This window comes from Nitrososphaerota archaeon (assembly GCA_016872055.1).
Taxonomy (GTDB): Archaea; Thermoproteota; Nitrososphaeria; order Nitrososphaerales; family Nitrosopumilaceae; genus Nitrosotenuis.
In genome coordinates this window covers 84,228-108,372 of record VHBH01000004.1, presented here as the reverse complement: position 1 = coordinate 108,372, position 24,145 = coordinate 84,228, and the positions used below count along the sequence as shown (strand labels likewise).

Here is a 24,145-nt window from a genome sequence, read left to right as displayed (position 1 = left end):
GCTTTACTTTGAATAATTTTTTTGATAGTTTTAGAGTAAAGCCCATCCCAATAAAGTGGACGACTACGCCCACTATGAGCGAGACATATTTGTCTCCAGTGACAAACCAAGCAATAAAAAATGCAACGAGAGACGGAACCGTGATTATTGCACCAATAAAAGAGCCTTTAAGAAATATTCCCTTCATTGGACTTTTAGCCTTGTCCACAGTGATAGTCTTTTGAGCGATAATAAAAATCAAGATTCGCACGAGCGTGCAAAGATAATTCGTTGAGAACCTACAAAACCCAACTTGATTTCATTCCAGAGAAATTTCATCATTGAATCATAAATGCATCAACCGAGATGGAGATGACAAAAAACAGATATCCTTGACAGTATCACAATACAGATTGATGGAGTCCTAGACTATATCAAGGGAACACCAATTCTAAAAAGACAGCTAACCTCACCACATGAGACAATCATCTCTGCACCCAACATTGATGATTCTAACAAATGTTAGCAGTAATTTCCCAAAAGGTGACATTGTATTGTTGTGGGATTTGCATAAAATGCAAATTTCTTTTCCAAAATAATACTAGATGGATTCAAACAATAGATGAAAACAGTGGAACCATAAACATTCGCGCCAAGAAAAAGCAGACATTACAGAGATCAAAGTTGAAGATTTTAGCCCCAGAATACCGCCAATCTTCTGACTGAGATTTTTGATCCGCTATTCACAACAAAACAGGAAGCAATTGGTGGTGGTCTAGCTAGCTGCAAGAATATAATGTAGCAATGCAGGAGCACGATTTTGTGCTACGAACAACCCCACTACATTTACTATAAGTTTGAGCATATAGAACATAATTACTTTATATTTACCAAAACGCAATTCAATCAAGTTGTCAAGCTACAAAAAGACGTACTCTAATGAGCAATCAATTAATTTTATCATCCCGATCATGCTTATCCTATTTCTGGGCATAGTGTACATCATGTCACTTCGGAATGGTCATGGCGGGGTAAGTTTCATCCTAATCGGAATAGCAGCTGCCACCATGATTTATTGGGGATTTGTCATCAAAAAGATGACTAGAACTGAGAAGCCCAAGTATGCTGCACGTGAGACAGAAAGCAAGAACTGGGTTTATGATGTCATAAAGGGCGAAAATGAGATTGTCTTTGTAGCCGAGGTGCCAGGACCTGATGATAAAATCATGGTAAGACTAGTAGAAGGCATATTGTATATTCGCGCAACGGGTGGATTTTCAAAAGAGGTTCCTGTAGAAGGGGCTTCTGGAATGCAAATTTCTGATTTCAAATACAGAAACGGAGTTCTGACTTTGCGAATCGGAAAGACTACAGAGACTTAGCCAGTTCCAGTTTTTCTGGCAAGTACTTGTCCGTAATGTTTGTCAGACCATATTTTGAGAAGGCTTCTAGTTCAGCCTTTCTTTTTATTTTTAGGAATATTTCCAATTCCTTTTTCCAGACTCCTTCTTGATATCTTGGGTCTTTTTGTAAATCATAGATTCTCTTAATGTCTGATTCTGTCATAGGGATGGTTGGAAGTTTGTACTTTTCAATGTCGGATGCCCACACGCCAACCCACTTTGCGTCAGGAACAGTTAATTCTCTAAGGTGTGCGGCGTTTGCAGAGCCAGACTTGATTACCATTGCAATGTGCTCTCCATAGACATCCCCGTCTGTTAGAATTACGACTGGAAGTTTCATTTGCTCGTGTAATCTTTTTAGCAGGTATCTGGTGGAACGCGGAGCCTGTCCTGCAGTGTCTATAATGATTGCCTTGAATTTTTTGTCGACCTTTTCTTCCACAAATCTAGTAAACAGACCACCTTTTTCAATAGCAATGACTAGCTCTGCGCTGGTATCCACTAGTTCTGCGCTGGACAAGCTTGGGCCAATCAGATAGCCATCGGGATGGTCCGATAGATTTGTCCTTCTTCCCTCGTATCCAGGAACGGTATATTCAATTGTCAAATCACCAAAGACGCTGCTTCGCTCCTCTGGGAATATGTGTAGGTCCTCTCGTGGTCTTGCCAAGACTGCCTCCAAGTCCACAATAATGTTGTCAGATTCCGGCTGATCCTCAAAATCAATTTCAAATGCCTGCGATGAATAGTAAATGTCTCTCAAGGTTGAGGATTTTTTTTCTTGGACTAACCTGTTTGCAAAGAATGCAAGCCAGATTAGTTGCGTAAATGATCTTAGTTGTGACATGTTGCGTGAGCTACGAAGTCCCGCAGCCTTGCCAAGAACATATTGGCGCAGTTTTTTGTCATATACTATATTGCTAACGGATCTGCTTGGTACGTAGAATTGCGGGAATTGTCCCTTTTCCAAGTCATTGTAGATCTTTGTACCCTCTGACTTTAGTAACTCCCGTAGTGCCTCGTACTTTGCCGCTGCAATTTTTTCTGCTTTATTCTTCGGTTTTGACATTTGTATTCAGATCCTTGATTAGTTTTTTGTAGTCAGGCTCTTTATTTTTTCCTGCTAGCTCAGCTGCAAATTGCGCAATTAGTGGAAGATATTTTTGGTAAAGGTTGCTTCTCTTCTTTTCTGCCTCGGCTAAGCCTTTCTTTGACATGTATGCAGAGAGTTTTCTTAGCAAAAACTGTAAGGCAAGTCGCAGTTCTTTTTCAATTTCCGGCCTATCTGCTACGTTTTCCTTTCCTACTGTCTTGTATGGAATTCTAGTAGAGCAAATATGGCTTACTATGACTACTGAAGAGTCGTTTTTGAGTTTGTATCTACCCCAGTCTGTCTCGTTTACCACCTGTAGTACGACATCACTGCCTTCATCATATAATAACGGGATTCTGTTGGCAAATCGATATACACTGATTTTGCCTGATGGAATTTCACCCCCATAAGCAATTCCCATCTCTACCACAAATGGAAAACCGGAATATGCAGAGGCGCTTCTTTGGATTACATCAAAGAAATCAGGCTTGAAAAACTGGGCAATTCCCTTGCGCAGTGGTTCTTCTCCCAGAGGTGCAAGGCAACTAGGGTCTGGTGCCAGAAAGTCCTCGTATCTCTGCAGTGAATCGCTTAGCTGTACTAGTTCCTCATTGGTAAAAGAGCCAATTCTTTTCTCAGGCTTTAGGCTTGCAAATTCCGCAAACTTGTCTGCAGTGGACGGTCCGACTCTTTGGAATCTTTTTGTGAGAAACGTTCCAAGTGTTTCTCCGGCCACGGTGTTTGCAAGTTGTTTATAGTACTGACTGGATTTTGGCATGTCTATCATTACAGATTTTGATTCACCAAAGTCCCAATAAGTGAGGTGTTTGTTTGCCAAGTCCACATCATCAATTCTTATTTTCATTACTTTCTCAAAGTCCATCTGCAAAAACGACATTAGAGCAACTATTACTCGGACAGGTCTTGATAGCGATGCCCATTTTTTTTCTGCTCTCTGCATTATCCCTTCAAAGTTTAGATTCTTTTTTGCAAGCCCTAGTTCTTTGCGTACCTTTTCTATCATTGAATTATCTAGTGTCGGGATTTCATAATGAGTATCAACGATCATTCGGCGAATGGTTTCAACGTCGACTCCGTGCGGGTGCGGTTTGATTATTGTCGGAGGTGCTGGCATTGTATCCACAATTCTTTTGTATTGGAATTTCTCGCCCTTTGGATCATCAAACGATATTGACGCATATGGCGTAATCAGCGATGTCTGATACACATAGTCCCTGATTTTAGAGCCTGCCTTGGAATAGTCACCCTCTAGTGTTATTGAGACGTTTAGTCCTTTTTTGCCAGACTCTTTTGTTGTGTGTTTTAGAATGACTGGCTTGTTTTTCTGAATGTCAAGCATCATAGAATATTCATGAGAGGTCTGGCCATCAACCGAGCTTGACACCACAACTGGCTTGTTTGTAGTGATTTGCCCGTACAAAATTGCCATTGTAGCACCTAGGCCGAACATGCCTCGTGCCTGCTTAAGTCCGAATTTAGAGCCATACAGTACAGTTCCAAATGCAAGCGGGATTTGCTTTGAATCCATTCCTGGACCATTGTCCTTAACAGTTAGGATGTATGGTTTTGGATCTGGCTTTTCTGGGTCTACTGCTTGAATTATCAGTTTTACATCTGGTAGTATGCCCCTTTGGTCACATGCATCCAGTGCGTTTTCTACAAATTCCCTAACAGCAGTGTATAGCGAACGTGTGGGATTAGAAAATCCTGCAAGGTCCCTGTTTCTGTAAAAGAACTCGCTTGGCGAGATCTGGCTAAAGGTTTCCTTAGACATCTTTGTTTTCCCACAATTGCATTCGCTCTATTTTTTGCCTTCTCTTATTTGCTTCCAGCCTTCCATAGACAGAGCCGTGCTTGCTTCCAGAAGAAATCGATGATATTGCAGAAACTGCCAGCTTGATCTGAATTGGCTCTCCAATTATTGAAACTGTTTTTCCGTAAACGCAGATACTAGTATTAGTTAGATTTTCCATGTTTGCTCTTGCTCTACCTCCCTCTCCGATTATTCTTCCTTTTATCCTTTCAATTTGCTGTTGGGATTTGCCGGCAAAGTCTCTCAGATCCATCACATGTAAAACATAATCTTCCCTCATTAGCTTCATTGCATTTTCCGGCGAGAATCCGCGGCCTATCGCAGTGACTAGTTCTACCGCCTTGAACGGCTGAATTTGATCTATTTGGCCGTCAGTTGCTATTTCCACTTCGCCTGTCTCGCTGTCTATTTCCAGTTTGACAAAACACGTCTTTTCTATCTGTGCTTTGACCTTGCCAGATTTTCCAATTAGTGCTCCTACTCGGTCCACTGGAATTCTTACTAGTTTATCAAAGCTCATGATGTTATTGTGTGAAGGACATCAGCAGGATTTGTGACTGTTAGTCCTCTTTTTGCAAAAAAGTATGACATGTTTTTAACGTCTCTTTCAAGAAAATTTTGAGCATTTGGGTGTATTGTATCAACTGCTGATCCAAAGTCAAAAACAACTAGGCCACCTTCTGTCTTGAACACATTATATTCAGAGAGATCGCCATGGACTAGTTTTGCCTTTTTGTAGAGTTTTGTGATAAACTCAATGATTTGGGAGTAGTCGTTTTCATCAACCTCTGTTTCGTGGAGTGTAGGTGATGGGACTCCTGCTTTGCCGACAAACTCCATCGCAAGCACGTTTTTTGAAACATGAAGTGGTCTTGCCACAGGTAGCTCGTGGCGTATGCATTGCTTGAGGTTCTTGAACTCTTTTTGGGCCCAAAGGTACACCATGTTTCTCGTACCCTTTTTGAGGTGAGAAAATCTTGGATCACCCAAGATGTAAGGTGCGCGTTTTTTAAAACTCGAAGTCGATGTCAAATATACCTTGAGTGCCACATCTTTTCCTTCTGGGTCGACTGCCCAAAACAGGGCAGACTCTTTTCCTGCCTTCACTATGCCATTTACATACGAGATTATCTTGGCGTTAATCATCTCGTACATGGTAAACATTGTAGTCTTGTCAAGGACTTGGTTGACTACTTTATTGTTTTTGAATCCATCTTGGGGCTTGCGCCGCTTTTGCTTTGGGAAGATTTTTGCAAATTTAGAGTCATAGTCTTCTATTTCTTCTATTCCAGAAAAATCGTCTTCAGACAATTTTGTACATCATTAGAATTCTTTTGGCAAATGGCCGTTGTTTTTGAGCCAGTCCACCTGAGACAGCGTGAATCTCCAGGTAATGTCGCCGCGGTCGTCTTGTTTGAAATCCCATGGTGCAATGATCACAACATCATTGTCTCTAATCCAAATTCTTCGCTTGAGGGTTCCACGAATTCTTCCCCTTCGGATTTTCTCATCAGTGCATTTTACAAGCACCTGATCACTTCCCAAGAGTTTGATGACCCTACCCAACATCTCGCCTTGCTGTGGCAGTTGGATATCTTTTAGCTCACTTTCGTTTAGAACTTTGCGCTTTCCCAATAGTATCGGATTAAAATTTTTGTATATAATTGTGTGTATTACATTTTGAATACTATCAAAAATGGAACACCGTCTATCGTCTTGACTCCTTGTTGAGAGCCAATTTTGAGGTCAACTGACATTTGTATGGTGTTTGTGCCAACCAAATTCAAGATGGAACAGTTTTGTAGTAGTGTTTCTGCTTCTTCTTTTTCAACGAGTCTTTGGCCATAGTAGCTTTTGCTGATATTGATTTGCAGTTTTCCGTTTTTGATTACTTTGCCTAGAAGGGCTTCGTCGCACATGTTTAACATGTTGCTGTTTTGATAGTTGGATGTCTTGACGAAGAATCGCATTATGCGTATTTACCTTTGAGTGATGATTTTGCGCCGCATGCCTCACATATCAAAAAGGTGATTCTGTTTTCTCGCTCTATTTTGGTATCTGGACTCTTGCAGGTCGGGCATTCAAGATAATCCTTGACGTAAATGTTAAGCAGATTTACAAAGTCGTGCGGCTCGCGCCTTCCGACAAAGATTGCCTTGTCTGCACTTCGCTCAGCAGGGGTTGCAAATTCTTTTGCCAAGTATTGCAGGACCTTGTCTGGGTCGCGTCTCAGTTTTTTTACAAAGTCCATGAAATTGTGCAATATGGTGCGCTGGCCTTCCCACATCACATTGGGTGATGGAAGCTCAAATCTCTCCACAACATCAGTCTTTTTTTCGGAGATTTTGTCCTGGATTTGCTTTAGGAGTTTCTCATAGTCTGCCTTGGTCAATACGAAATAAAGACAACTCTACCTATATGAGCTTAATTCAAAAAGAAAGAGTGGTTTAGCTTAAGCAGCGCCGATTCTAAAGACGTTGGTACCACATTTTGGACAAACGCCCTTGATAGCTGGACGACCATTCTTTAGCGTTGTTGCTTTAGGATCTTTAATTTCCCTTTTTGCTCTGCATTTTACACAGTAAGCTTGAGCCATTGTAATTGGTCTACAGTATGCGTGTATTTATCAAGAAACGGTAAAAAATATTTTACTATACGATGGACTAGTCTACATTTGTAGGATGTAGTTAGTTGCGAATTTCGATCCATTTTGGATTAGGTTGTTTTTTGCTAATTATGACATCAATCCAGACAAAATGCAAAATTTTGGCAAAAATCATACCGATTTTTTGTGTATTTCAATTATATTATAGGGTGTAATTTTTGGTTTGAGTTGAAATCAAAAAAAGGATTCATCATTACTGCCGTAGTGCTATCTGCTATCACTTTGGCAAGTTTTACAGTTTGGTTCATTCCACAAAACAACCAATTCAGCACTGTGATTTCAAATCCCAGTGACGAGATTGATGCGCTAATTGATCAGCAAAAGGCAATCTCAGAATCCGACAAGATTGAATTTAACAAGATGTTATCAGGTCAAATCACACCAGAAAACTATATCACGATTGCAGAGATATCTTCAGGTCAGATTCGCTCCATGATAATCAGTATAACACAGCCTGATGTGCCAGAACAATGGGTCCAAAGCTATTCTGCACTTGCAGACTCGCTTCGAGCATACAACACCTATCTTAGAGAGACGGCAGTCGTTGCAGAGAAGCTAAAGTCGGACCCGGCATCAGACATAGCAGAGGATAAGGCAAAACTGGAGCAATACCTAACCCAGGCACAAGACGCACTTGCCGCATCAAATGACTCACGTCCAGCCTAGATGAGCCTAGATTCCTATTTGTAATATTTTGAATAGTTGGAAATCATTAATAGCCAATTTTGCAATGTATACTCGTATTGTCTTTAGAATCTAAAATAGAAAAGAAATTGGATACACCACTTACAAGCAGGCTGCTAGTGATTTGTGTTGATAGGGATAATGATGTTGGCGATAAAGCTGGAGTTCTAACACCAGTAGTTGGCAGAAACGCATGCATCGAATCTGCACAAAAGCTTGCACTGCATGACCCGGAGGACGCAGATGCAAACTCTATTTTCTATGCAATAAAGACATACGAAGACCTGATCAGTAAAGGCTACCAAACAGAGGTAGTCGTAGTTGCAGGAGTAAGTAATAGGGGAGTTCAGGCAGACGAAAAAATAATTCGCGAGGTTAAGTCGGTTCTGTCCAGCTTTTCGGCAAACGGCGCAGTCATTGTGTCAGATGGTGAAGATGATGAAAGTGTCATACCCATAATACAAAATGTTGTGCCAATTGTTTCTGTCCAAAGATGTGTGATGAGAGTAAGTAGAAGTGTCGAGTATTCCTATGCCGTCTTTGGAAAATATCTAAAGATGATCGTTTATGATTCAAAATATTCTAAGTTCTTTTTGGGATTGCCTGGAATTTTGCTGTTAATCGGCGGAATCGGCACCATATCTGGATACACACAGGAAATCTTTGCAGTACTAATCAGCATAGTGGGTAGTGCATTTTTGATCCGCGCATTTGATTTGGATAGGGCCTGGGCCAACTGGGCAAAGCCCACTCCCGCAGGCCTGGTTCGAATGTTCACAGTGATAACCGGCATTACAATTGCACTAGCATCGATATTGTCTGGATTTTCTGCAATACACACAAATATTTTGGACCCACAAGTTTTGGATTCAGGTTTTCCAGACATATTTGCAGACAAGGTGACACTGGGTCAATTCATTGCAGGCGCATTACCATTTTTGTGGATGGGAATAGGCTCAATATTTGGCGGAATTCTGATTAGCAACTGGTTAAAGGGAAGCCTTAGGCATATTACCGACATTTTACGCATGATTGTGCTAGTTTCAGTATATCCAACGGTTTACCAGTTTACAAATCTGCTAGTCAATGATGAGAGCTCCTTTACCCTGATTCCGCCATTTTTGGCAGGGCTAGCAATAACACTGATATCTGCTACCTTCTTATTCCGAAAATACAGGAAAAAGAAGGGAGGAGAAGTCTTATCGGAATAGAAAAAGCAAAACCGTTTCTCTCCTATTTTTATAAATTATACTCACAAAGACTCGAAAATGAAATCAGACGCGGCACAATTCCAAACCACATTGCAGTAATACTGGATGGTAATAGAAGGTGGGCAAAAAAAGCATTAACAATGTCCAACGAAGGTCACTTCAAGGGAGCCGATGCAGTAGAGAACTTTTTGGATTGGTGCGAAGAACTAGACATCAAAATCATCACTCTGTATGTTTTGTCTACTGAAAATCTGGATCGCAAGGATAATGAGCTGGAATATTTGTATGAACTGATCCGACAAAGGCTGGAAAAACTGTACGTAGACCCGCGAATTCACAAAAACAAGATGCGCGTCAAGGCTATGGGAAGAACCGAACTGTTGTCAGATCCCATAAATGATGTTCTCAAAAGATTAGACGACGCCACACGGGAATACGACAATCATTATCTGAATATTGCAATTGCGTACGGAGGACAAAACGAGCTGGTAGATGCCATCAAAAAGATTGCCGCACAGATTAAGAACGGAAGTATAAGTGTCAACGACATCAACAAAGACGTGATAGAGGCAAACCTGTATACTGCGCACTTGCCACAGCAGTCACCGGATTTGATATTGCGCACATCAGGAGAACAGCGAATGAGTGGGTTTTTGCTTTGGCAGGGGGCATACAGTGAGCTGATTTTTATGGATATTTTGTGGCCAGAATTCAGAAAGATTGATCTGCTTCGGGCAATTAGGACGTTTCAGAAAAGAAATAGGAGGATTGGAAAATAATGCAAGAGAAATCTGAGAGATCAGCAGGAATTGTTTTGTTTAGAAAAGACGGAGAACAAAAACTATTTTTGCTTTTACACTATCCTTCTGGCCATTGGGACTTTGTCAAGGGTAGAATAGAAAAAGGAGAGGATGAAAGGCATGCAGCAATTAGAGAAGCCAGGGAGGAAACTGGAATTACCGACATTGAATTTATCGATGGGTTTGAGGAAAAAATCCACTACACCTACCAGTATGATAATAAGCTAGTCAAAAAAGAAGTGGTGTTTTTCTTGGGTACAACAAAGACAAGCGATGTTACAATATCGCACGAGCACTTGGATCATGTTTGGCTCGAATACGACTTGGCGCACTCTAAGACAACATACCAGAATGCAAAGAATTTACTGCAAAAATCGAAATCCCTAGGTTTTGTAAGCTAAGTCTGCCATTTCTTTGGCAGTTTGTACCGGATTATCTGAGCCAAGAATTGTTCTGCCGACAATTAGGTAATCAGAGCCGGCAGATATTGTACTGGAAATGTCTCCACCTTGTGTGCCGATCCCCGGTGAGAAGACATTTAGCTTCCCACGGCTTTGCTTTTTACAGTATTGTATGATATCTGGAAAAGTTGCGCCCACGATTATTCCGTCTACGGGCATTTTTGTTGCCCACTCTAGGAACAGCTTGTAGAGTTGCGTACTTTTTGAGCCTAGTTTTACGCCTAGCTCGTACGTTATCTTGGCTTCAGGGGAGCTCATATGACACAATGAAATGATGCCTTTTTTGTTCTTGTGGGATAATTCAGTTAGTTTTTGGAGATTTCCTGGGCCCATCATGGGGTTTACTATAATACAATCAAAGCCCAAACTCCATAATGTTTGGGCGGCAACCATGTTTGTATTTCCAATATCATTTAGTTTGATGTCTGCAATTACCTGTAGTCCGTTTTGGTGCGCCGCTTTTGTGATTTTGGTTATTTGTTTTTCTCCTAATGGTAATAAAACATGAAAGTTGAACTTGATTGCACAAAGATAATCAGACAATGTTTTGATGTTTTTTAGGGTTCGAGATTCTAGATTTTTTTGATCGTCATAGTCATTTGCCAAAATAAGCGGGCTTTTTTGTCGAGCTAGCTTTTTGATTTGCTCTGAAAAATTATTCATGATGGATTAGTGGGTGTGTTTCAACTAGCTTTATTATTTTGATGTACGAATAGCCGTGCTCATTTAGGTTGTCGGTAAAGACAGGCGCATTGCCATTGAACATTGAATATTTCAAAAACGGCTGAGTAGGCTCTGAGTCAAGTGTGACATGACAGAAATACGATGGGCCGTCTTCGTTAAAATTCATGAATACACCAATTAACCACTTGTCTGAACGAGGAAATGAAAACAGTGGAAATGGCGCCTCTTCGTATCCATGGCTTATTTTTGCAAGGCTTGCTAGGTCTTCAAGCTCTATTAGCTCGTATTTTTCCAGCTGCTCATCAGAGTGCTGTCGTAGTGATGGTGGTAGTTCCTTGATTTTGACTATTGGAGAGTACAGTTTTGTCGGCTCCGATACTGCATCAACTATGGATGTTTCCTCTTTACCGTTTTTGAAGCCATATGCCAAATAGTGACCGTTTTTGTCTAGCGGTACATAGTATATGATTGGGCGCTCTTTGAGCAGGTCCATCTGAATTGCAAGAATTTTTTTGCCGTCGTGTTCGTGCATAAACGACACGCGTGGAACTCTCTCTAATGCTGAAACTAGGCGTGAGAATTCTAATTGTGAGGCTAGTTGAATGTATTTAGGAGATTTTGGTTTTTCCACGAATCCAGTAAAACAATTGGCAAAATAAAGTTTAGCAAAAATTATTCAAACAGTTATTCTCTCAAATCAATAATATCAGTAACGCCTGGGCCTGTACCTATCAGCTTAACTGCTACATCTGTTTTATCTTCTACATCGGTGATGAATTTTTTTGCCGCTACGCTCAAATCTTTAAATGAATTTTTGTGCGCACACTCTGGGAACAATACGTCTAGTTTTGTGAGCGCAATTTGTGATGCGGAGTTGAGCATCACTGCACGCTTGGCAAGCGCAAAGTCAAATTCTGCTGCACGCCTCTGCCTGCCTGTTACTGTGCCTACTTCCGACCAGCCACGCTTTGCCACCTCGTCCATAGGTAGCTCTCCTTGGAGATTGCCTGTGCCCACGCGAGTAACATAAGACTTGAAGACTACCATTACGTCGTCGACGTTTTTCGGGCCAAGCCCAATGTCCGCGCATATTCCCGAGGCTGTAACGTCCTTTGATGTGACAAATGGGTATGTTCCATGCCACAGCGAGAGAAATGTTCCCTGTGTGCCTTCGACTAGGACGTTTTCCTCTGCATCTAGTGCCCTGTGAAGCTCCTGTGCCACATCAATTAGATACGGCTTGAGTGAGGGAATCTCTTTTGCCATCTTTAGCGTGCGCATGGCTCTGTCGGCATTTGCAGGACCAGTGCCAGAGCCAGTGCTTCCGATTTTTTCCTTTAGCCTACCTCCGCCGTCTGCATCAGTGTGGGTTTTTTCTATTATGCCGCAGTTATTATCAACGAATGATCTCCGAGCAGTGCCAAACTCTTCAATTTCCTTGTGCAATACATCCGGATTCACCACGACGCCCGGGCCAATCATCAGTCTTGCCTTTTTGTTCAAAAATCCGCTAGGCAGCATTCGGACCTTGTATTTTTTGTTGCCATCCTCTATCGTGTGGCCTGCGTTTGGTCCTGCCCCTCCCCTGACTACAATGCTTGGATTGTCGTTTTGCGCCAGATATGAGATGATTTTGCCTTTTCCTTCATCTCCAAAAAATCCACCAACCACAACAGTCGAGGGCATCAATGGATGAGATTTTGAGCTTTAATTTAAGCCAAGTTATGGAATGGCGATCTAAATTTTTAACGCCCCAACGCAAAGCGACTTTTGATTGTCGCACCCAAACTTTGCAGGAAACATCATAGTAAATTTGGCAAACCTGCCGGACTTTTTGCGAAAGCCAATCCTCAAAAAAAGAATGGAGGAATTTTTCACATTGTCTGCGCCCGATCAGCTAGAGATAATCAACAATGCGCTAGAGGCAGGCCCCACAATTCCGTTTCCAAACTTTGCCAAGCTTTTTGCTACGTGGCTTGAGATCCTATCTGTAATGCCTGAGGAGAAACGAATTGGTCTTACATCGGCATATATGTTCGAAGTCCTCAGAAATCCACAAAAACTGATCCTCTTTAATCTCGATGGGATTCTCGAAGTATTCTTGTCTCTGGATAAGTCCAGTCAGGATTCTATAGCGAAATCTGTCCAAAAGATATTTTCTGGATTATCAGAACAGCAAAAAAGGCAGTTATTATTAATCATACCAATTAGCGCAAAGGAACGACTCGGTCTTTAGACCTGAGGCTTGTCTGGCTTGCGGTTGCCCTCATTAGAAAAGTCGATTACATCTCCCTGAGGAGTCAATACCCCAACAAAGATCTTTTCGTTCTTTTTGAGCAGTTTTCTGTGGTCTGACAGCGACATGTCCAGCCTTAGCTCGTTCATGACCATTATTCTGTAGGTCTTCCATTCCTCCCAACACTTGGTACAACACGGATATGTTCCACCCACTGCATCAAGCTGCTCAGAGTCTGGTATCTCATTTTTGCATTTTGTGCAAACTCGCGCCATCAAATTTGATCCATGTGTAGTCAATTTATTCTTTTTTTGGCAATGAATAATAATAGAATTAGAGTATTTTCTTTGTGAAGATCAAGTGCCCAAAATGCAAAGGCAATGCAGATCTGGCACAAGACTTTAGTTTGGTGACATGTCAAGACTGCAAATTGGAAATGTCGTATGGTGAATATGTAAAGTATGTTGCGCATAATGACGTGACATATTCAGACATTTTGGGCGACTATGCGGGCTCTACTGAGGGGCAGACTGCTGGATCGCTTGATGAATGGGACTAACTTTTAAAATCAAATATCCAATACAAAACACATGGAAGTATTTTTTTTAGAAAGCATTTTGAATTTGGTAGGATTTATCGTGGGGATCATAATTGGAACACTCTCATTCATTGGGTTTAGGAACACTGGCAGTCCAACTTTATTTCGCCTGACACTTGCGTTTTTCTCAATTGGTGTAGGATTTATGATAATGTGGCTTGGCATAACACTTGATGAGTATGTCTTTGATCCAAAAGAGCCGCAGAGATGGATTCAGACAATCGGGATTGCGGTGCAGACATTAGGATACTTTTTCATTGCGTTTTCTCATACAATCAAGTCGTTTTTCCCAAGATCAAATTATCTAAGATCAGTTGTGATACTGCCACTGTTTTTGATTTCATTTACATCAATAGAAAATGTAATTCGCTCAATTTCTTTTATCCTGCTAGCATACGGTGCAATTGAAACAATGATGTCATATTTTGAGAGCAGACGAAAGACCGCAATCTTTGTTGCTGCCGGGCTTGCGCTGTTGGGATTTGGGGAGTTTTTGGGTTGGTATTATTTTGTATTTCCACAATCCATACTGAACATAGTGTCAATTTCCATCAAAATCACGGGACTAGGCCTGCTCTTTATTCCGGTTACCAAGGTTCCCCTGACAAAGATAAAGTTTGATGAAAATCTCTAGCTCAGGCTCAAATTTAGCTCAATGACGTTATTTTGTCAAAAAATCTTATCCTCTCAATATATTCAACAATAATTTTACAAAAAATTTGTCAAAATGCAAGTATACAGAACCCATATGAAAATAATTGGAGATATACTAACTACAACCCGCGATGACTTGCCAGACGAAGAGGGTGCAAGCATCACGTATTTGATACGAAAAGCAAACATCTCCCATGGAAGAATATCAAAGATGTTGGGCACTTTGGTGTCTCAGGGATTACTAGAGCAGACCAATTCCGATGGAGCATGCAAATACAAAATAAGCAATACCGGGAGAGATTTCCTCCAAGCATACAGCACGTTTAACAAATTCGCAGATAGTTTCGGTCTGACTATCTAATCAAAATCCTCATCTTCAATTTCTTCGTCTTCAGCATCTTCAAAGTCGTCCTCAAAGTCATTTTCAATATCGGGTTCTGTGCTCATGATGCTAGTATGGGATTTCTTTATTTAATTTTTAATCAAACTAAATATTTACTGGGTATTAGCTTGTACTCATTGAATGTCATAATTACATGTGCAAGACACTTTGAAGGCGAAACTACTGATGAGATCAAGGAATTGTTGTCCGAGCTTGGAGATGAAAATCCCCAAATTTCCATGACGGAATTTTCCGGCATATTGTATGTGGATACCAGTGCAAACCCTCTAGATCTTATAAAAAAAATTCGAGAAAAGCTAGAAGACGAGCCATGGTCAATTAGATACACAATGCGGGCAATTCCAATATTCTCAGTGACAAAGACGAATGTTATAGAAATTGTAGATGCTGTAATAAAACAATCAGAGAAAATTGAACAAAATCAAACATATCGCATAACAATAGAGAAAAGAAATTCCGGGATTTCATCAGGTGAGATAATCAATCAGATTGCTAGTAAGATCCTAAACAAAGTATCACTGGAAAAATACGACTGGATTATCCTAGTGGAGGTTTTGGGTGCAATTACCGGCGTTTCCGTAATAAAAGAAGAAGACATTTTGAGCATACAAAGAGAAAAACGCGGCTCACTGGAATAGTACTGCGGCCCTTTCAGCAAGCAGGTCTTCAAGCGGGTTCTTGGAATCTATTATTTCCAGATGCTTTTTTGATATGTGAAAATGTTTTTTGATGTGTGCCATGTTCTTGGAATAATCCACAGAGATCAGATGCTCCTCTAAGTGTGAGTGCATTCTGTCAAGTTGGAATTTTGAACCAATCGCAATTATGGTAAATGCGTCTGTTTTTTCAATGCCCACTAGATTTATTGCGGTTGAGATTTGCGTGGTTGCCGCAAACCTAAGCAAAATATCAGTCTCCAATTTTTTTGATAATAGTAAATTATTCTTTTTTGCATACATGGATATGCCTAGTATTTTTTTGACGTGCAATATGCTTGCTATTTGTCTCGATGATATACCCTCTATTGTTATGCTCGGAAACTTTTTTCGCTGTTCACTTAGATAGTCATAGTTTTTGCCTTTTTTGTTTCTGACATGGAACAGCTCGATATTCTTTGATTGTATGACAAACTGGATTCTAGCACCACCGTGTATTACTGGTATGATACTTACCACATCTCCCGAGTGCAGTATGGTGTTGTAACCCTGAAGTGCGGACGAGTCCGCTCCATTTACCGCAATTAGGATGTTTTTGGTGTCTATCTCCAGTGTGTTTGTTGGTTTTATTGATAATAGATATCCTAATAATTTTGAAATGGATACATTGTCAAGATCTACCTGCATGAGGTCTTTGCCAAATGACTTTTTTGCACCACCTAAGAACTTGATTACAATCATTGTATAATGATAGAAGGGTATTGTTTAAGATTCTTCGCCGGACTCTATTGTGATTTCTTGAGGAATCTCGGATTCTTGTGTTTCTGATTCTTGTACAATTTCCTCTTCTGCTGCCTCTATTTGGCTTTCTTCAACTTCTTCTTCCTCTCCAACCGCTGCTTCCTTTGATGAAAGATAGTCTTTTTCACGCTTGAGGAGCTTTGTGATGTAGCCTGCCATCTCGTTTTTGAGTCCTTTAGAGCGTACAACTGCTAATTGGTCTAGAATTTTTTTATTGTCTGCAAAGTCTACTGTGAACTTGTCTTTGTGTTGATCAAGGACTTGCATTGAGAGTCTCTTTATTCTATCCACGATGGGAATTCCTTTGGGGGTATATTATACCTATATTCCCAAATATTGTTTTGAATTTGCTTCAAGCATTTCTTCAGCCTCACCGTAAGACACTCCAAGTATTTTTGATATACAAAATACAACACTTGGAATAAAGCTTGGATGTGCGGACTTCATATCAAAGCAGCGTGAAAATCTTACTGGACCGTCCGTTTCCACCAAGATTTTGTCTTTGTTTGTAAGAGAGATTAGAACTTGCTTGTCCTGCGAATACACAGATACTGGGCCATAGGAAACATAGCATCCAAGATCCATTGCTTTACTTAGCTGTTTTTTGCTTCCCGCAAACCAGTGTAGCAAGAATCCGGAAATTTTGTAAGATGGAATAATTTGAAGTATTTCTTCCAGCGTTGTGCGAGAGTGTACTGATACTGGCTTGTAGTGTTTTTCCGCCAAGTCTAGTAATTTGGTGAAGACCTGCTTTTGCCTTGTAAACTCGTCATCGTTTTTTGTGTAGGTCTTATCAAGACCTATTTCTCCTATTCCAGAAATGATTTTGGCATTTTGCTCAATTAGAGATACCATTGAATCTAGATCATCTGATGCCTTTTCTGGGTGAATCCCAATGAATGGCAAGATATGGTTGCTTTTTTTGGCAAGATCAAGTGTCACATTAGACGACCGGACATCCATTGATACTGTGCATGCCCGGATGCCGATTCGGTGCATTGAATTGATTACTAGGCCTATTTCGCTTTCGTATTCTGGATCCGATAAGTGGATGTGTGCATCATAAAGCATGGTTTTTTGGAAATTTTCTGTATACTTAAGTGTGCAGAAATCCATTAGTGTGTGGAATTTTTTAGCTCATAATCCTTTATCATGTAATTTAGTCAGAATTTGACATGAAGTCGTCCGAATTGGGTCTCTCTGCCATGTATAGGATACTCAAAAAGGCAGGCGCCGATCGCGTAAGTGACGAGTCTGCAGATGAACTAAGGCGCGTCCTAGAAGAGATTGCAACCACAATAGCAAAGAGCGCAGTAGATATGTCAAACCATGCCGGGCGCAAAACAATTCGCGGCGAAGACGTCAAGCTTGCTTCAAAGACGTTTATCAAGTAAAGAGTTTAATTCTGTTGAATTTTGTTTTTTTATGTTGGTGAGGTGGCAGAGCGGCTATGCGTTCGCCTGCAAAGCGAATCTATAGGGGTTCAAATCCCTTCCTCACCTCTTAATTTACAATTATAGTTCCTTCCATCCACGGATGCAGTCTACAATAATAATGGAATTCTCCTGGCGTGTCAAAGGTAAATGAAAATTTGCCCTCTGATGCTATGTGTCCGCTTTCCACGATTCCATCTGGCGTATCATAGTATCCCGTCGTAACAGTGTGCAGTCCCCTGTCTTGATTTATCCAGGTTATCGTCTTGCCGGAATCAACTGTAATAGTTGTTGGAAGATAGCATCCGGTTGTTTCGCAGCCTGGCCTCGAAGACAACATTACAATTGATATGGTGTTTTCTGGCGTGATTTCTTCAATTATAGGCTCTTGAGACATCTGCTCAAAGCTGGGCTGACTGTACGTTAGCACCATGCTCGCAATTATGGCAGCAATTACTGCTCCGATCAGGACGAGGTATTTTTTCACAACTTAATTTGACATGATGATTATTTCTGCCTAGCGGAGATTTCCAGTTTGCAAGCGGAGATTGAGCTGTGATTACATTAGGTCATTATACAATAACCTGCCATTCTAAAGCTAGCACTTCTACACCATACCGTGGCAGAAAGAAGTAATGGTTTGCTAGAATACATTCCAGGCTCGCAGTCGTTATTGATTCAAAAAAAGGCAGAGCAGCCACTGGGTGGATTTTCCGAGAACATTAAGGACAGCATAACAGAATATGTTGAGAGTGGAAAAAGCGATGTAGAAAAAGGCTACAATTTCCTGCACTGGGTCTTGACTAGAGTATACGAGGCAACAGAAGACGACGCTTCAGACTCTATAATCGATGGTGCAAACGATCTTGGAATTGACGCTTATCTGCCGGTTGATTTCTCAGACAATAAAATAAGATTATTCCAATCAAAATACGGCACTGCCCACTCTGAAGAAGCAATTGCCAAATTCAAAGAAGACGTCAGAAGACTGTTAAACAAAGACATTACCAAGATGAGACCAGAGCTGGCAAACCTAGTAACAAAGATCCAAGAAAAAAACCTCAAAGTCGAATGCTGCTATGTTACAAACCAGCCGGTAAACTATGACGGTGACGATACACTGGAGATAATTGATTTAGATAAAATTGTCAAGTCTCTCTGGGATCGAATAAAAAAGCCAGCGGCAGGAAAAAGATCCAAGATACGACTGGAAGAGAGGATTCGCTACAAAAATACCGTAGTCGGCATACTAAAGCTTCGAGAGTTGACAGACTTTGTTATCAAAAACAGGGACTATGTCTTTGAGTCAAACATCAGACAGTGGATGCAGTTCAAGACAAATGTAAATAAGGGAATTCGAGACACGCTACAAAATTCTCCTGACAAGTTCTTTTACTATAACAACGGGATCACAATTGTAGTTAGTAATTTTGAGGAGTTAGAGGATAATACTCTGATGTTGCATGCACCTCAAATAGTAAACGGTGCACAGACATCAAACTCTATCTTAGATCATGCCAAGAGAACCAACAACTTGGACGGTAGCATCACAGTCACCATAATAAGAGCAGATGATGAGCTGGATCAAAACAATATAACAAAATATAGAAACTCGCAAAACTCTGTCCGAGGAAAGGATCTAGTATCGCTGATGGACTTTCACAAGTCTGTCAAGTCCCAGCTTGAAAACCACGGATACTTTTACGAAATACAGGCAGGCTCGTTTGACTCCAAGACAAAGTCGCAACAGGGCGAGTTCAAGGGAGACACAACATACAACAAATACCTTCCTGACAATCACAAAAAGGTAATTGTTGCCAAAGACGCAATACAGGCTTTGGTTGCAGGAATTGAGCAAAGACCAACTGAATCATACAGCTCACCTGCGCAGTTTTTGCCTCGCGGAAGCAAATACGACGATGTATTCAATGAAAACCTAAAGGACGACTATAGATTGCTGCTCTATCCATATTTGGTAAAAGAATACGCCAAAAAATCACTAGGCTATGGAAAACGTGGAGGGCACAAGACAAAAAGATACGCCACATTATTTTTTGTCGCAGTATATTTTAGAATAATACACAAAGGCATCCTGAACACAAAGGGTGATTTCAAAGAAGACATTACCAAAGTGGAGCCAATCTTTAAGAGTTCCAAGCTCAACGAACGTATTCTAAAGCTAACAGACGGTGTAGTGACAAGATTTCTTGAAGATACTGTTGTCGAAGATGAAATCGAACTGGCAAACACTAAGCACAACTTCTTCTCCCATCATGTATGGAATGAGGCAATGTTACGCGTAATTGACAAGAAAATACGTCAGGAAGAAGAGGAAATCGAGAGCATTAGAAAACTAGTCAATAGTTTATTGTAAAGCGATAGTTGCCAGCCATGGTAAAAATTGCAGGAGATTTACAATGGCCAGACAATCTACCGCAGCTTTTTCTGAGATACACCATTATTTAACAAATTTTTTGGTCACCCAAAAAATGGTCATGATTTTTATATAGACATACAAAAGTCCACATTGCTTGGCTGACGCAGACAAATGTGCATTATGCAAAGGACCAGTCCCACACAAATACGTGGGAATACCGGATTGGAACATCAAAGGGGTTTTGTGCGGCAAGTGTTATTCGCAAAAGATCTATGAACATTATCCTGGCGAACATGTCCGAGTCAGCATGGACAAGAAATAGCTAGGCAGAATTTTTGTACTTGTTCACATAAAGGCAGTTCCATGCAACAGAGTCGTCCTTGACGTCTTGCTCTTCTAAGAATTTGATGTCGGTTACCGTTTTCTTTTTCTTGAGTAGTCGGAGCTCAAATGTTTGGAACTGCTCACAACCACATCCTTCGGCCTGACACTTACCGTCATGTTCTTCTTTGGTATGGGTGCAGTTGCATACAGCATCGTCTTTGACGTCTTTTTCTTCTTTTTGTGAATATGTTGCAAACCTAAAGTATGCCTCACCTAGATGGCCCTTTTTGAATCTGGCATAGTGAGCTGACTTGGGCAATAGTTTGAAAAATGACATATTATGACTGGGTCGTCTAGTCTCAGATGCGACAATAAACCAGTAATGATCGCCAGTCTCTACGAATCTCAGCTTGATGTCGTGGTCGCCCCACCAATGGACGTATTCGTTCCAGATATCGGTTGCCTTTTTCCGATCAGAGAAGAGCGGAACCACATTCATTCGCAGATCAAAATACCTATAGGCCACGCCAAGAAAATCATCATACCAAGCAATCGTACCGGACACTTAGTTCGAGGGGTTGTATTTGGTTATTAAACAATCGTGAGAAAGGTTAATACCCTTATATCTTAGAATTACACTCGAAGTACAATGGCCACATATCGTACCAGTATGCAAATAGTAGCTGATCTACTAACAGCTACTGAACAGTGTGGACAAGAAGGAATCAAGGTAACATCACTTCTAACACAGGCAAATCTGTCACACTCTAGACTAGCCAAGTTCATTGAAAACTTGACCGGAGCAGGATTGATAAACAAAATCGAGTTTGATGGAAAGAACACATATGTCATCACACCAAAAGGAAAACAATACCTAGAATCTTACAAGCGATTCCATGACTTGGCACAGGGCTTCGGTCTAGATCTTTAGTACTACTTTTTAGAGCTTTTTCGAGTTTTTCGTTCCTTATATGTTGAATAACCAACGATAATAAACGCCCCTGCCAGCTGCGCATAAAACAATTCCAGGCTCGGGGGCTCCTTGAAAATGGCAAATCCCATTCCCATCGTCAGAACAATTAGCATGATTAGTAGATACTTGTCCACAATATCAGACAGCAAACAAACAATATATCTTTTCGATTATTCCGCCTCATATGAGCAAGATTCTTGAGCTAATCGGATTTGCATTAATTGGGGGAACGATCTATTCTTTTGTAGGGATGACAAATGATCCGCTTCGATGGCCAGTATTTTGGGGATGTGCAGGCGGTGCACTTGCAATCATAATGTACAACCGCGCAAAAAGAAAACGAAAACAAGCTTAGCTGATCAGTGGATCATGCTGTACTGATCACAAACCGACAGATCTATAAGGAAGCATTTTATGATATTTTTCGGGGAGTATGACAGAGCAGACTAACAAATGGTGGGAAGGTCTCGCCAAAGAACTTCAAGTCGACATCGAAACCCTTGATTAATAATTTTTGATCGTGAAAAAGCCCCGAGTGGGATTTGGACCCACGACCTAAAGTTTACGAAACTTTCGCTCTACCAGGCTGAGCTATCGAGGCATGGAGGGCAGTGTTATCAGAGTTTATAAAAAGCATTTCAGGTTTCTGACCATTGAAAAAATCCATTTCTGGGATTCGTGGAATTTTCGGAGACGATCTGACGCTCCCAGATGTTTTGGAGTTTTGTAGAAACTTTGCTCATACAATACCATCAAAAAAGTGCGTAGTAGGACATGACACTAGGCCGTCAAGAGAGATGGTAAGTAGTGTTGCAATATCTGCACTGCTAGAATGCGGAATCGACGTGTACAACTTGGGAATGGTGCCAACCCCGGCGGTATTCCTTGAGGCAAGAAAATATGGTGCAGGATTAATCATCACATCGTCACACAATCCAATGCAATGGAATGGTCTGAAATTCATCATAAACGGTCGCGGGCCAAATGAGCACGAATTTGCCAAAATCATCAAGAAAAAGCAACACAGAATCGCAAAATTTGGTACTGAATACAGAATCACATCAAGTTATGTGGATGATGCGGTAAAAATTATCGGCAAAATAAGGCACTCACCTAAGATAGTAATCGACATCGGAGGAGGAGCTGCGGTAAATGTTGCCCCTCTGCTTTTAAAAAAGATTGGATGTCAGGTACACATCATTAATGAAAAATCCACCAGTCGTGGCCCGGACCCGACATCAGACAAGCTTACGCAGTTGGTTTATGCAAGTAAAAAAGGCGACATTGGGTTTGCCTTTGATCTTGACGGCGACAGACTAGTTGTAGTAAAAGACGGCATAAAGCAATCACCTGACACCACACTTGCATTAGGAGTCATCAAGGCACTTGAACTAGGTTACAAGAAATTTTGCCTTAGTATAGATACCAGCATTGCCGTTGAAAAATACATCAAAGATCATGGAGGATCAGTAATTCGCTCAAAGGTCGGCGAGGCAAATGTTATTGATACAATGTTAAAGCATAGGTGCCAAGCAGGTGGTGAGGGAAGCAGTGGTGGATTTATTTTGCCAGAATTCAACATGTGCCGGGATGGAATTTTGACATCGGGTTTGATTGCAGCAATGACTGGCAAAAAAAAAGTCGATGATGTAATAGATTTTGTTTCTAGTTATCACCAGCTTCGAACCAAGATTGATGTTGAGTCACACCTGCACGACAAAACACTTGTCATACTAGAAAAGAAGATTAGACAAAGATTTGGAAGAACAATAACTATAGATGGAATTAAAGTCATAATAGACGAAGACACTTGGGTATTGGTTAGAAAGTCAAACACAGAAGACATAATCAGAATATCGGTAGAGTCAAATGACTTGGGTGAGGCGCAACAGATTCAAAAGGAGATCAGCATTCTAACAAGACAAAGCCATGATCAAGCTAGATGAAAAAAAGATAATTTCCATTTTGCAGAAAAATCTAGTCTCAACTACTCATGAAGACGTGGAAATATTTCGCCTGGGAAAAAATTTTGGCGTAATCAAAACCGACACGCTGGTGCAAAGCACGGATGTTCCTCCACAGATGAGTCCAGAGCAGATTGCCAAAAAAAGCATGGTCGCGCCGCTAAGCGATTTTGCATCAAAGGGAGTAAAGCCTAAGCACGGGATCATTTCTGTATCATTACCACGTAATTATTCAAGAACAAAGCTCGTAAGACTGGCATCTGGATTCAGAGAGGCATCAAGGCAATTTGGAGTAAAAATTCTTGGTGGGGACACAAACGAGGCAAAAGAGATAGTCATTTCAGTCATGTTGTTTGGTGTTGCCAAGAAAATAACTCCACGAAGCGGCGCCAAAGTTGGCAACATCATTATCACCACTGGGACATTTGGTAAGACAGGGGCAGGCCTAGGTATTTTGCTAAAGAAGAACAAAGCTAGCGGCAAATTCAGAAATGATGCAGTTGATTCCGTCTTAGAGCCAAGACCACAGCTCGAATTTGGGGTTTTGGCCTCAAGATATTTTGATTCCTCAATGGATTCTAGTGACGGGCTATCAACTACTCTAATAGAGCTTGCAAGTGCAAGCAAGAAAAAATTCATTATCGAATCCATACCAAAAGAAAATGGATTGGATGAATTTGCAAAGACAAACAGAAAAAACCCACTAGATCTTGTGTTTAACTCCGGTGAAGAATATGAGATAGTCGCAACCGTTTCCCAAAAAAACCTGCCAAGGCTGGAAAAGATTGCCAAAAAGTGCAAGATAAATCTAATTCAGATTGGTCATGTGCAAAGCGGTAAAGGCGTCTTTTTGCAGTCTGGAAAAAAGCAAATCTCAATCACAGATAGTGGATGGCGGCATTTTGCGTAATT

Annotated in this window: 32 protein-coding genes and 2 tRNA genes; 16 read left to right on the top strand and 18 right to left on the bottom strand. The window is 40.9% G+C overall.

The features are described from left to right. A partial coding sequence (locus tag FJ354_04770) for a hypothetical protein (protein ID MBM3905976.1) occupies positions 1–187 on the bottom strand: 187 nt, incomplete at its 3' end. Positions 188–890: 703 nt separating this feature from the next. Between FJ354_04770 and FJ354_04765 the strand changes: the two genes are divergently transcribed. Next, positions 891–1,361: an Hsp20/alpha crystallin family protein gene (locus FJ354_04765; protein ID MBM3905975.1), complete on the top strand. Its 471-nt coding sequence runs from the start codon at positions 891–893 to the stop codon at positions 1,359–1,361. Here the strand turns inward: FJ354_04765 and FJ354_04760 are convergent. The 7 genes from FJ354_04760 to FJ354_04730 all read right to left on the bottom strand — a co-directional run bounded on the left by FJ354_04760 (position 1,348) and on the right by FJ354_04730 (position 6,701). Then, positions 1,348–2,451, bottom strand: a complete 1,104-nt coding sequence (locus FJ354_04760) for a DNA topoisomerase IV subunit A (GenBank protein ID MBM3905974.1) — start codon at positions 2,449–2,451, stop codon at positions 1,348–1,350. The genes FJ354_04765 and FJ354_04760 overlap by 14 nt on opposite strands. Continuing rightward, a complete protein-coding gene (locus FJ354_04755) occupies positions 2,432–4,270 on the bottom strand; it encodes a DNA topoisomerase VI subunit B (protein MBM3905973.1) in 1,839 nt (612 codons plus the stop codon). Before FJ354_04755 ends, FJ354_04760 begins: the two co-directional genes overlap by 20 nt. Next, entirely contained in the window at positions 4,263–4,829 is a 567-nt protein-coding gene (locus FJ354_04750) for an RNA-binding protein (GenBank protein MBM3905972.1), read from the bottom strand. Before FJ354_04750 ends, FJ354_04755 begins: the two co-directional genes overlap by 8 nt. Next, positions 4,826–5,473: a serine protein kinase RIO gene (locus tag FJ354_04745; GenBank protein ID MBM3905971.1), complete on the bottom strand. Its 648-nt coding sequence runs from the start codon at positions 5,471–5,473 to the stop codon at positions 4,826–4,828. Before FJ354_04745 ends, FJ354_04750 begins: the two co-directional genes overlap by 4 nt. Before the next feature lie 159 nt (positions 5,474–5,632). Then, complete coding sequence (locus tag FJ354_04740; GenBank protein MBM3905970.1) at positions 5,633–5,944, bottom strand: translation initiation factor 1A; 312 nt, start codon at positions 5,942–5,944, stop codon at positions 5,633–5,635. A 38-nt stretch (positions 5,945–5,982) separates the two neighbouring features. Next, positions 5,983–6,279, bottom strand: a complete 297-nt coding sequence (locus FJ354_04735; protein ID MBM3905969.1) for a DUF424 domain-containing protein — start codon at positions 6,277–6,279, stop codon at positions 5,983–5,985. Next, on the bottom strand, positions 6,279–6,701 hold the full coding sequence (locus FJ354_04730; GenBank protein MBM3905968.1) for a translation initiation factor IF-2 subunit beta: 423 nt from the start codon (positions 6,699–6,701) through the stop codon (positions 6,279–6,281). The genes FJ354_04735 and FJ354_04730 overlap by 1 nt, the downstream gene beginning before the upstream one ends. 441 nt (positions 6,702–7,142) lie before the next feature. Here FJ354_04730 and FJ354_04725 point away from each other — a divergent pair, with 441 nt between their 5' ends. The 4 genes from FJ354_04725 to FJ354_04710 all read left to right on the top strand — a co-directional run bounded on the left by FJ354_04725 (position 7,143) and on the right by FJ354_04710 (position 10,070). Beyond that, positions 7,143–7,640 (top strand): hypothetical protein, encoded by a 498-nt coding sequence (locus FJ354_04725; protein ID MBM3905967.1) that lies wholly within the window; start codon positions 7,143–7,145, stop codon positions 7,638–7,640. A gap of 77 nt (positions 7,641–7,717) precedes the next feature. Beyond that, complete coding sequence (locus tag FJ354_04720; GenBank protein ID MBM3905966.1) at positions 7,718–8,869, top strand: DUF373 family protein; 1,152 nt, start codon at positions 7,718–7,720, stop codon at positions 8,867–8,869. Further along, entirely contained in the window at positions 8,866–9,648 is a 783-nt protein-coding gene (gene uppS, locus FJ354_04715) for a di-trans,poly-cis-decaprenylcistransferase (GenBank protein MBM3905965.1), read from the top strand. The genes FJ354_04720 and uppS overlap by 4 nt, the downstream gene beginning before the upstream one ends. Continuing rightward, positions 9,648–10,070 (top strand): NUDIX domain-containing protein, encoded by a 423-nt coding sequence (locus FJ354_04710; GenBank protein ID MBM3905964.1) that lies wholly within the window; start codon positions 9,648–9,650, stop codon positions 10,068–10,070. Before uppS ends, FJ354_04710 begins: the two co-directional genes overlap by 1 nt. On the opposite strand, the gene FJ354_04705 is transcribed toward FJ354_04710, so the two are convergent. From FJ354_04705 to FJ354_04695, 3 genes are read right to left on the bottom strand one after another with little or no spacing between them, the layout of a single operon-like run. Beyond that, the gene (locus FJ354_04705; protein ID MBM3905963.1) at positions 10,053–10,793 is read right to left on the bottom strand and encodes an orotidine 5'-phosphate decarboxylase; all 741 of its coding nucleotides are present in this window, start codon (positions 10,791–10,793) and stop codon (positions 10,053–10,055) included. The genes FJ354_04710 and FJ354_04705 overlap by 18 nt on opposite strands. Beyond that, on the bottom strand, positions 10,786–11,445 hold the full coding sequence (locus FJ354_04700; GenBank protein ID MBM3905962.1) for a hypothetical protein: 660 nt from the start codon (positions 11,443–11,445) through the stop codon (positions 10,786–10,788). The genes FJ354_04705 and FJ354_04700 overlap by 8 nt, the downstream gene beginning before the upstream one ends. Positions 11,446–11,498: 53 nt before the next feature. After that, positions 11,499–12,500, bottom strand: coding sequence for an adenylosuccinate synthetase (locus FJ354_04695; GenBank protein MBM3905961.1), 1,002 nt, complete (start codon positions 12,498–12,500; stop codon positions 11,499–11,501). Between the two features lie 88 nt (positions 12,501–12,588). On the opposite strand from FJ354_04695, the gene FJ354_04690 reads away from it, so the two are divergent. Continuing rightward, complete coding sequence (locus FJ354_04690; GenBank protein ID MBM3905960.1) at positions 12,589–13,050, top strand: hypothetical protein; 462 nt, start codon at positions 12,589–12,591, stop codon at positions 13,048–13,050. On the opposite strand, the gene FJ354_04685 is transcribed toward FJ354_04690, so the two are convergent. Further along, complete coding sequence (locus tag FJ354_04685; GenBank protein MBM3905959.1) at positions 13,047–13,325, bottom strand: iron transporter; 279 nt, start codon at positions 13,323–13,325, stop codon at positions 13,047–13,049. The two genes, FJ354_04690 and FJ354_04685, sit on opposite strands and share 4 nt — an antisense overlap. A 74-nt stretch (positions 13,326–13,399) precedes the next feature. On the opposite strand from FJ354_04685, the gene FJ354_04680 reads away from it, so the two are divergent. From FJ354_04680 to FJ354_04665, 4 genes are all read left to right on the top strand, one after another. Continuing rightward, complete coding sequence (locus FJ354_04680) at positions 13,400–13,609, top strand: hypothetical protein (GenBank protein ID MBM3905958.1); 210 nt, start codon at positions 13,400–13,402, stop codon at positions 13,607–13,609. Positions 13,610–13,640: 31 nt separating this feature from the next. Further along, positions 13,641–14,282, top strand: a complete 642-nt coding sequence (locus FJ354_04675) for a hypothetical protein (GenBank protein MBM3905957.1) — start codon at positions 13,641–13,643, stop codon at positions 14,280–14,282. Between the two features lie 93 nt (positions 14,283–14,375). Beyond that, on the top strand, positions 14,376–14,663 hold the full coding sequence (locus tag FJ354_04670) for a transcriptional regulator (protein MBM3905956.1): 288 nt from the start codon (positions 14,376–14,378) through the stop codon (positions 14,661–14,663). Positions 14,664–14,821: 158 nt separating this feature from the next. Further along, positions 14,822–15,343, top strand: coding sequence for an RNA methyltransferase (locus FJ354_04665; GenBank protein MBM3905955.1), 522 nt, complete (start codon positions 14,822–14,824; stop codon positions 15,341–15,343). Here the strand turns inward: FJ354_04665 and FJ354_04660 are convergent. The 3 genes from FJ354_04660 to FJ354_04650 are packed head-to-tail and all read right to left on the bottom strand — an operon-like array spanning position 15,332 to position 17,233. After that, complete coding sequence (locus tag FJ354_04660; protein ID MBM3905954.1) at positions 15,332–16,102, bottom strand: thiamine biosynthesis protein ThiS; 771 nt, start codon at positions 16,100–16,102, stop codon at positions 15,332–15,334. The two genes, FJ354_04665 and FJ354_04660, sit on opposite strands and share 12 nt — an antisense overlap. 24 nt (positions 16,103–16,126) lie before the next feature. Continuing rightward, a complete protein-coding gene (locus tag FJ354_04655) occupies positions 16,127–16,453 on the bottom strand; it encodes a hypothetical protein (GenBank protein ID MBM3905953.1) in 327 nt (108 codons plus the stop codon). 30 nt (positions 16,454–16,483) lie between these two features. Next, positions 16,484–17,233 (bottom strand): TatD family deoxyribonuclease, encoded by a 750-nt coding sequence (locus FJ354_04650; GenBank protein ID MBM3905952.1) that lies wholly within the window; start codon positions 17,231–17,233, stop codon positions 16,484–16,486. 104 nt (positions 17,234–17,337) lie between these two features. Here FJ354_04650 and FJ354_04645 point away from each other — a divergent pair, with 104 nt between their 5' ends. Both FJ354_04645 and FJ354_04640 read left to right on the top strand, forming a co-directional pair. Continuing rightward, positions 17,338–17,556 (top strand): histone, encoded by a 219-nt coding sequence (locus tag FJ354_04645; protein ID MBM3905951.1) that lies wholly within the window; start codon positions 17,338–17,340, stop codon positions 17,554–17,556. Between the two features lie 36 nt (positions 17,557–17,592). Further along, positions 17,593–17,664 (top strand) — tRNA-Cys (locus tag FJ354_04640). Position 17,665: 1 nt separating this feature from the next. On the opposite strand, the gene FJ354_04635 is transcribed toward FJ354_04640, so the two are convergent. Then, positions 17,666–18,082, bottom strand: coding sequence for a hypothetical protein (locus FJ354_04635; GenBank protein ID MBM3905950.1), 417 nt, complete (start codon positions 18,080–18,082; stop codon positions 17,666–17,668). A 132-nt stretch (positions 18,083–18,214) separates the two neighbouring features. Between FJ354_04635 and FJ354_04630 the strand changes: the two genes are divergently transcribed. Continuing rightward, the gene (locus FJ354_04630) at positions 18,215–19,969 is read left to right on the top strand and encodes an AIPR family protein (protein ID MBM3905949.1); all 1,755 of its coding nucleotides are present in this window, start codon (positions 18,215–18,217) and stop codon (positions 19,967–19,969) included. A gap of 325 nt (positions 19,970–20,294) precedes the next feature. Here the strand turns inward: FJ354_04630 and FJ354_04625 are convergent, their stop codons facing one another. Next, positions 20,295–20,861, bottom strand: a complete 567-nt coding sequence (locus FJ354_04625) for a hypothetical protein (protein ID MBM3905948.1) — start codon at positions 20,859–20,861, stop codon at positions 20,295–20,297. Positions 20,862–20,966: 105 nt separating this feature from the next. Here FJ354_04625 and FJ354_04620 point away from each other — a divergent pair, with 105 nt between their 5' ends. Then, positions 20,967–21,227 carry a transcriptional regulator gene (locus tag FJ354_04620; protein MBM3905947.1) on the top strand — a complete coding sequence of 87 codons (261 nt, stop codon included), beginning with the start codon at positions 20,967–20,969 and terminating at the stop codon, positions 21,225–21,227. Positions 21,228–21,796: 569 nt separating this feature from the next. Here the strand turns inward: FJ354_04620 and FJ354_04615 are convergent. After that, positions 21,797–21,870 (bottom strand) — tRNA-Thr (locus tag FJ354_04615). A 52-nt stretch (positions 21,871–21,922) separates the two neighbouring features. Here FJ354_04615 and FJ354_04610 point away from each other — a divergent pair. Further along, a complete protein-coding gene (locus FJ354_04610) occupies positions 21,923–23,215 on the top strand; it encodes a phosphomannomutase (protein ID MBM3905946.1) in 1,293 nt (430 codons plus the stop codon). Further along, positions 23,199–24,143 (top strand): thiamine-phosphate kinase, encoded by a 945-nt coding sequence (gene thiL, locus FJ354_04605; protein ID MBM3905945.1) that lies wholly within the window; start codon positions 23,199–23,201, stop codon positions 24,141–24,143. Before FJ354_04610 ends, thiL begins: the two co-directional genes overlap by 17 nt. Positions 24,144–24,145 lie beyond the last annotated feature (2 nt).

Bases quoted from the DNA above. Each gene is read 5' to 3' on its own strand.
- FJ354_04760 (MBM3905974.1), bottom strand. From the start codon at position 2,451: ATGTCAAAACCGAAGAATAAAGCAGAAAAAATTGCAGCGGCAAAGTAC.
- FJ354_04755 (MBM3905973.1), bottom strand. From the start codon at position 4,270: ATGTCTAAGGAAACCTTTAGCCAGATCTCGCCAAGCGAGTTCTTTTAC.
- FJ354_04750 (MBM3905972.1), bottom strand. From the start codon at position 4,829: ATGAGCTTTGATAAACTAGTAAGAATTCCAGTGGACCGAGTAGGAGCA.
- FJ354_04745 (MBM3905971.1), bottom strand. From the start codon at position 5,473: ATGTTTACCATGTACGAGATGATTAACGCCAAGATAATCTCGTATGTA.
- FJ354_04735 (MBM3905969.1), bottom strand. From the start codon at position 6,279: ATGCGATTCTTCGTCAAGACATCCAACTATCAAAACAGCAACATGTTA.
- FJ354_04710 (MBM3905964.1), top strand. From the start codon at position 9,648: ATGCAAGAGAAATCTGAGAGATCAGCAGGAATTGTTTTGTTTAGAAAA.
- FJ354_04705 (MBM3905963.1), bottom strand. From the start codon at position 10,793: ATGAATAATTTTTCAGAGCAAATCAAAAAGCTAGCTCGACAAAAAAGC.
- FJ354_04695 (MBM3905961.1), bottom strand. From the start codon at position 12,500: ATGCCCTCGACTGTTGTGGTTGGTGGATTTTTTGGAGATGAAGGAAAA.
- FJ354_04685 (MBM3905959.1), bottom strand. From the start codon at position 13,325: ATGGCGCGAGTTTGCACAAAATGCAAAAATGAGATACCAGACTCTGAG.
- FJ354_04675 (MBM3905957.1), top strand. From the start codon at position 13,641: ATGGAAGTATTTTTTTTAGAAAGCATTTTGAATTTGGTAGGATTTATC.
- FJ354_04670 (MBM3905956.1), top strand. From the start codon at position 14,376: ATGCAAGTATACAGAACCCATATGAAAATAATTGGAGATATACTAACT.
- FJ354_04660 (MBM3905954.1), bottom strand. From the start codon at position 16,102: ATGATTGTAATCAAGTTCTTAGGTGGTGCAAAAAAGTCATTTGGCAAA.
- FJ354_04650 (MBM3905952.1), bottom strand. From the start codon at position 17,233: ATGCTTTATGATGCACACATCCACTTATCGGATCCAGAATACGAAAGC.
- FJ354_04645 (MBM3905951.1), top strand. From the start codon at position 17,338: ATGAAGTCGTCCGAATTGGGTCTCTCTGCCATGTATAGGATACTCAAA.
- FJ354_04620 (MBM3905947.1), top strand. From the start codon at position 20,967: ATGCAAATAGTAGCTGATCTACTAACAGCTACTGAACAGTGTGGACAA.
- thiL (MBM3905945.1), top strand. From the start codon at position 23,199: ATGATCAAGCTAGATGAAAAAAAGATAATTTCCATTTTGCAGAAAAAT.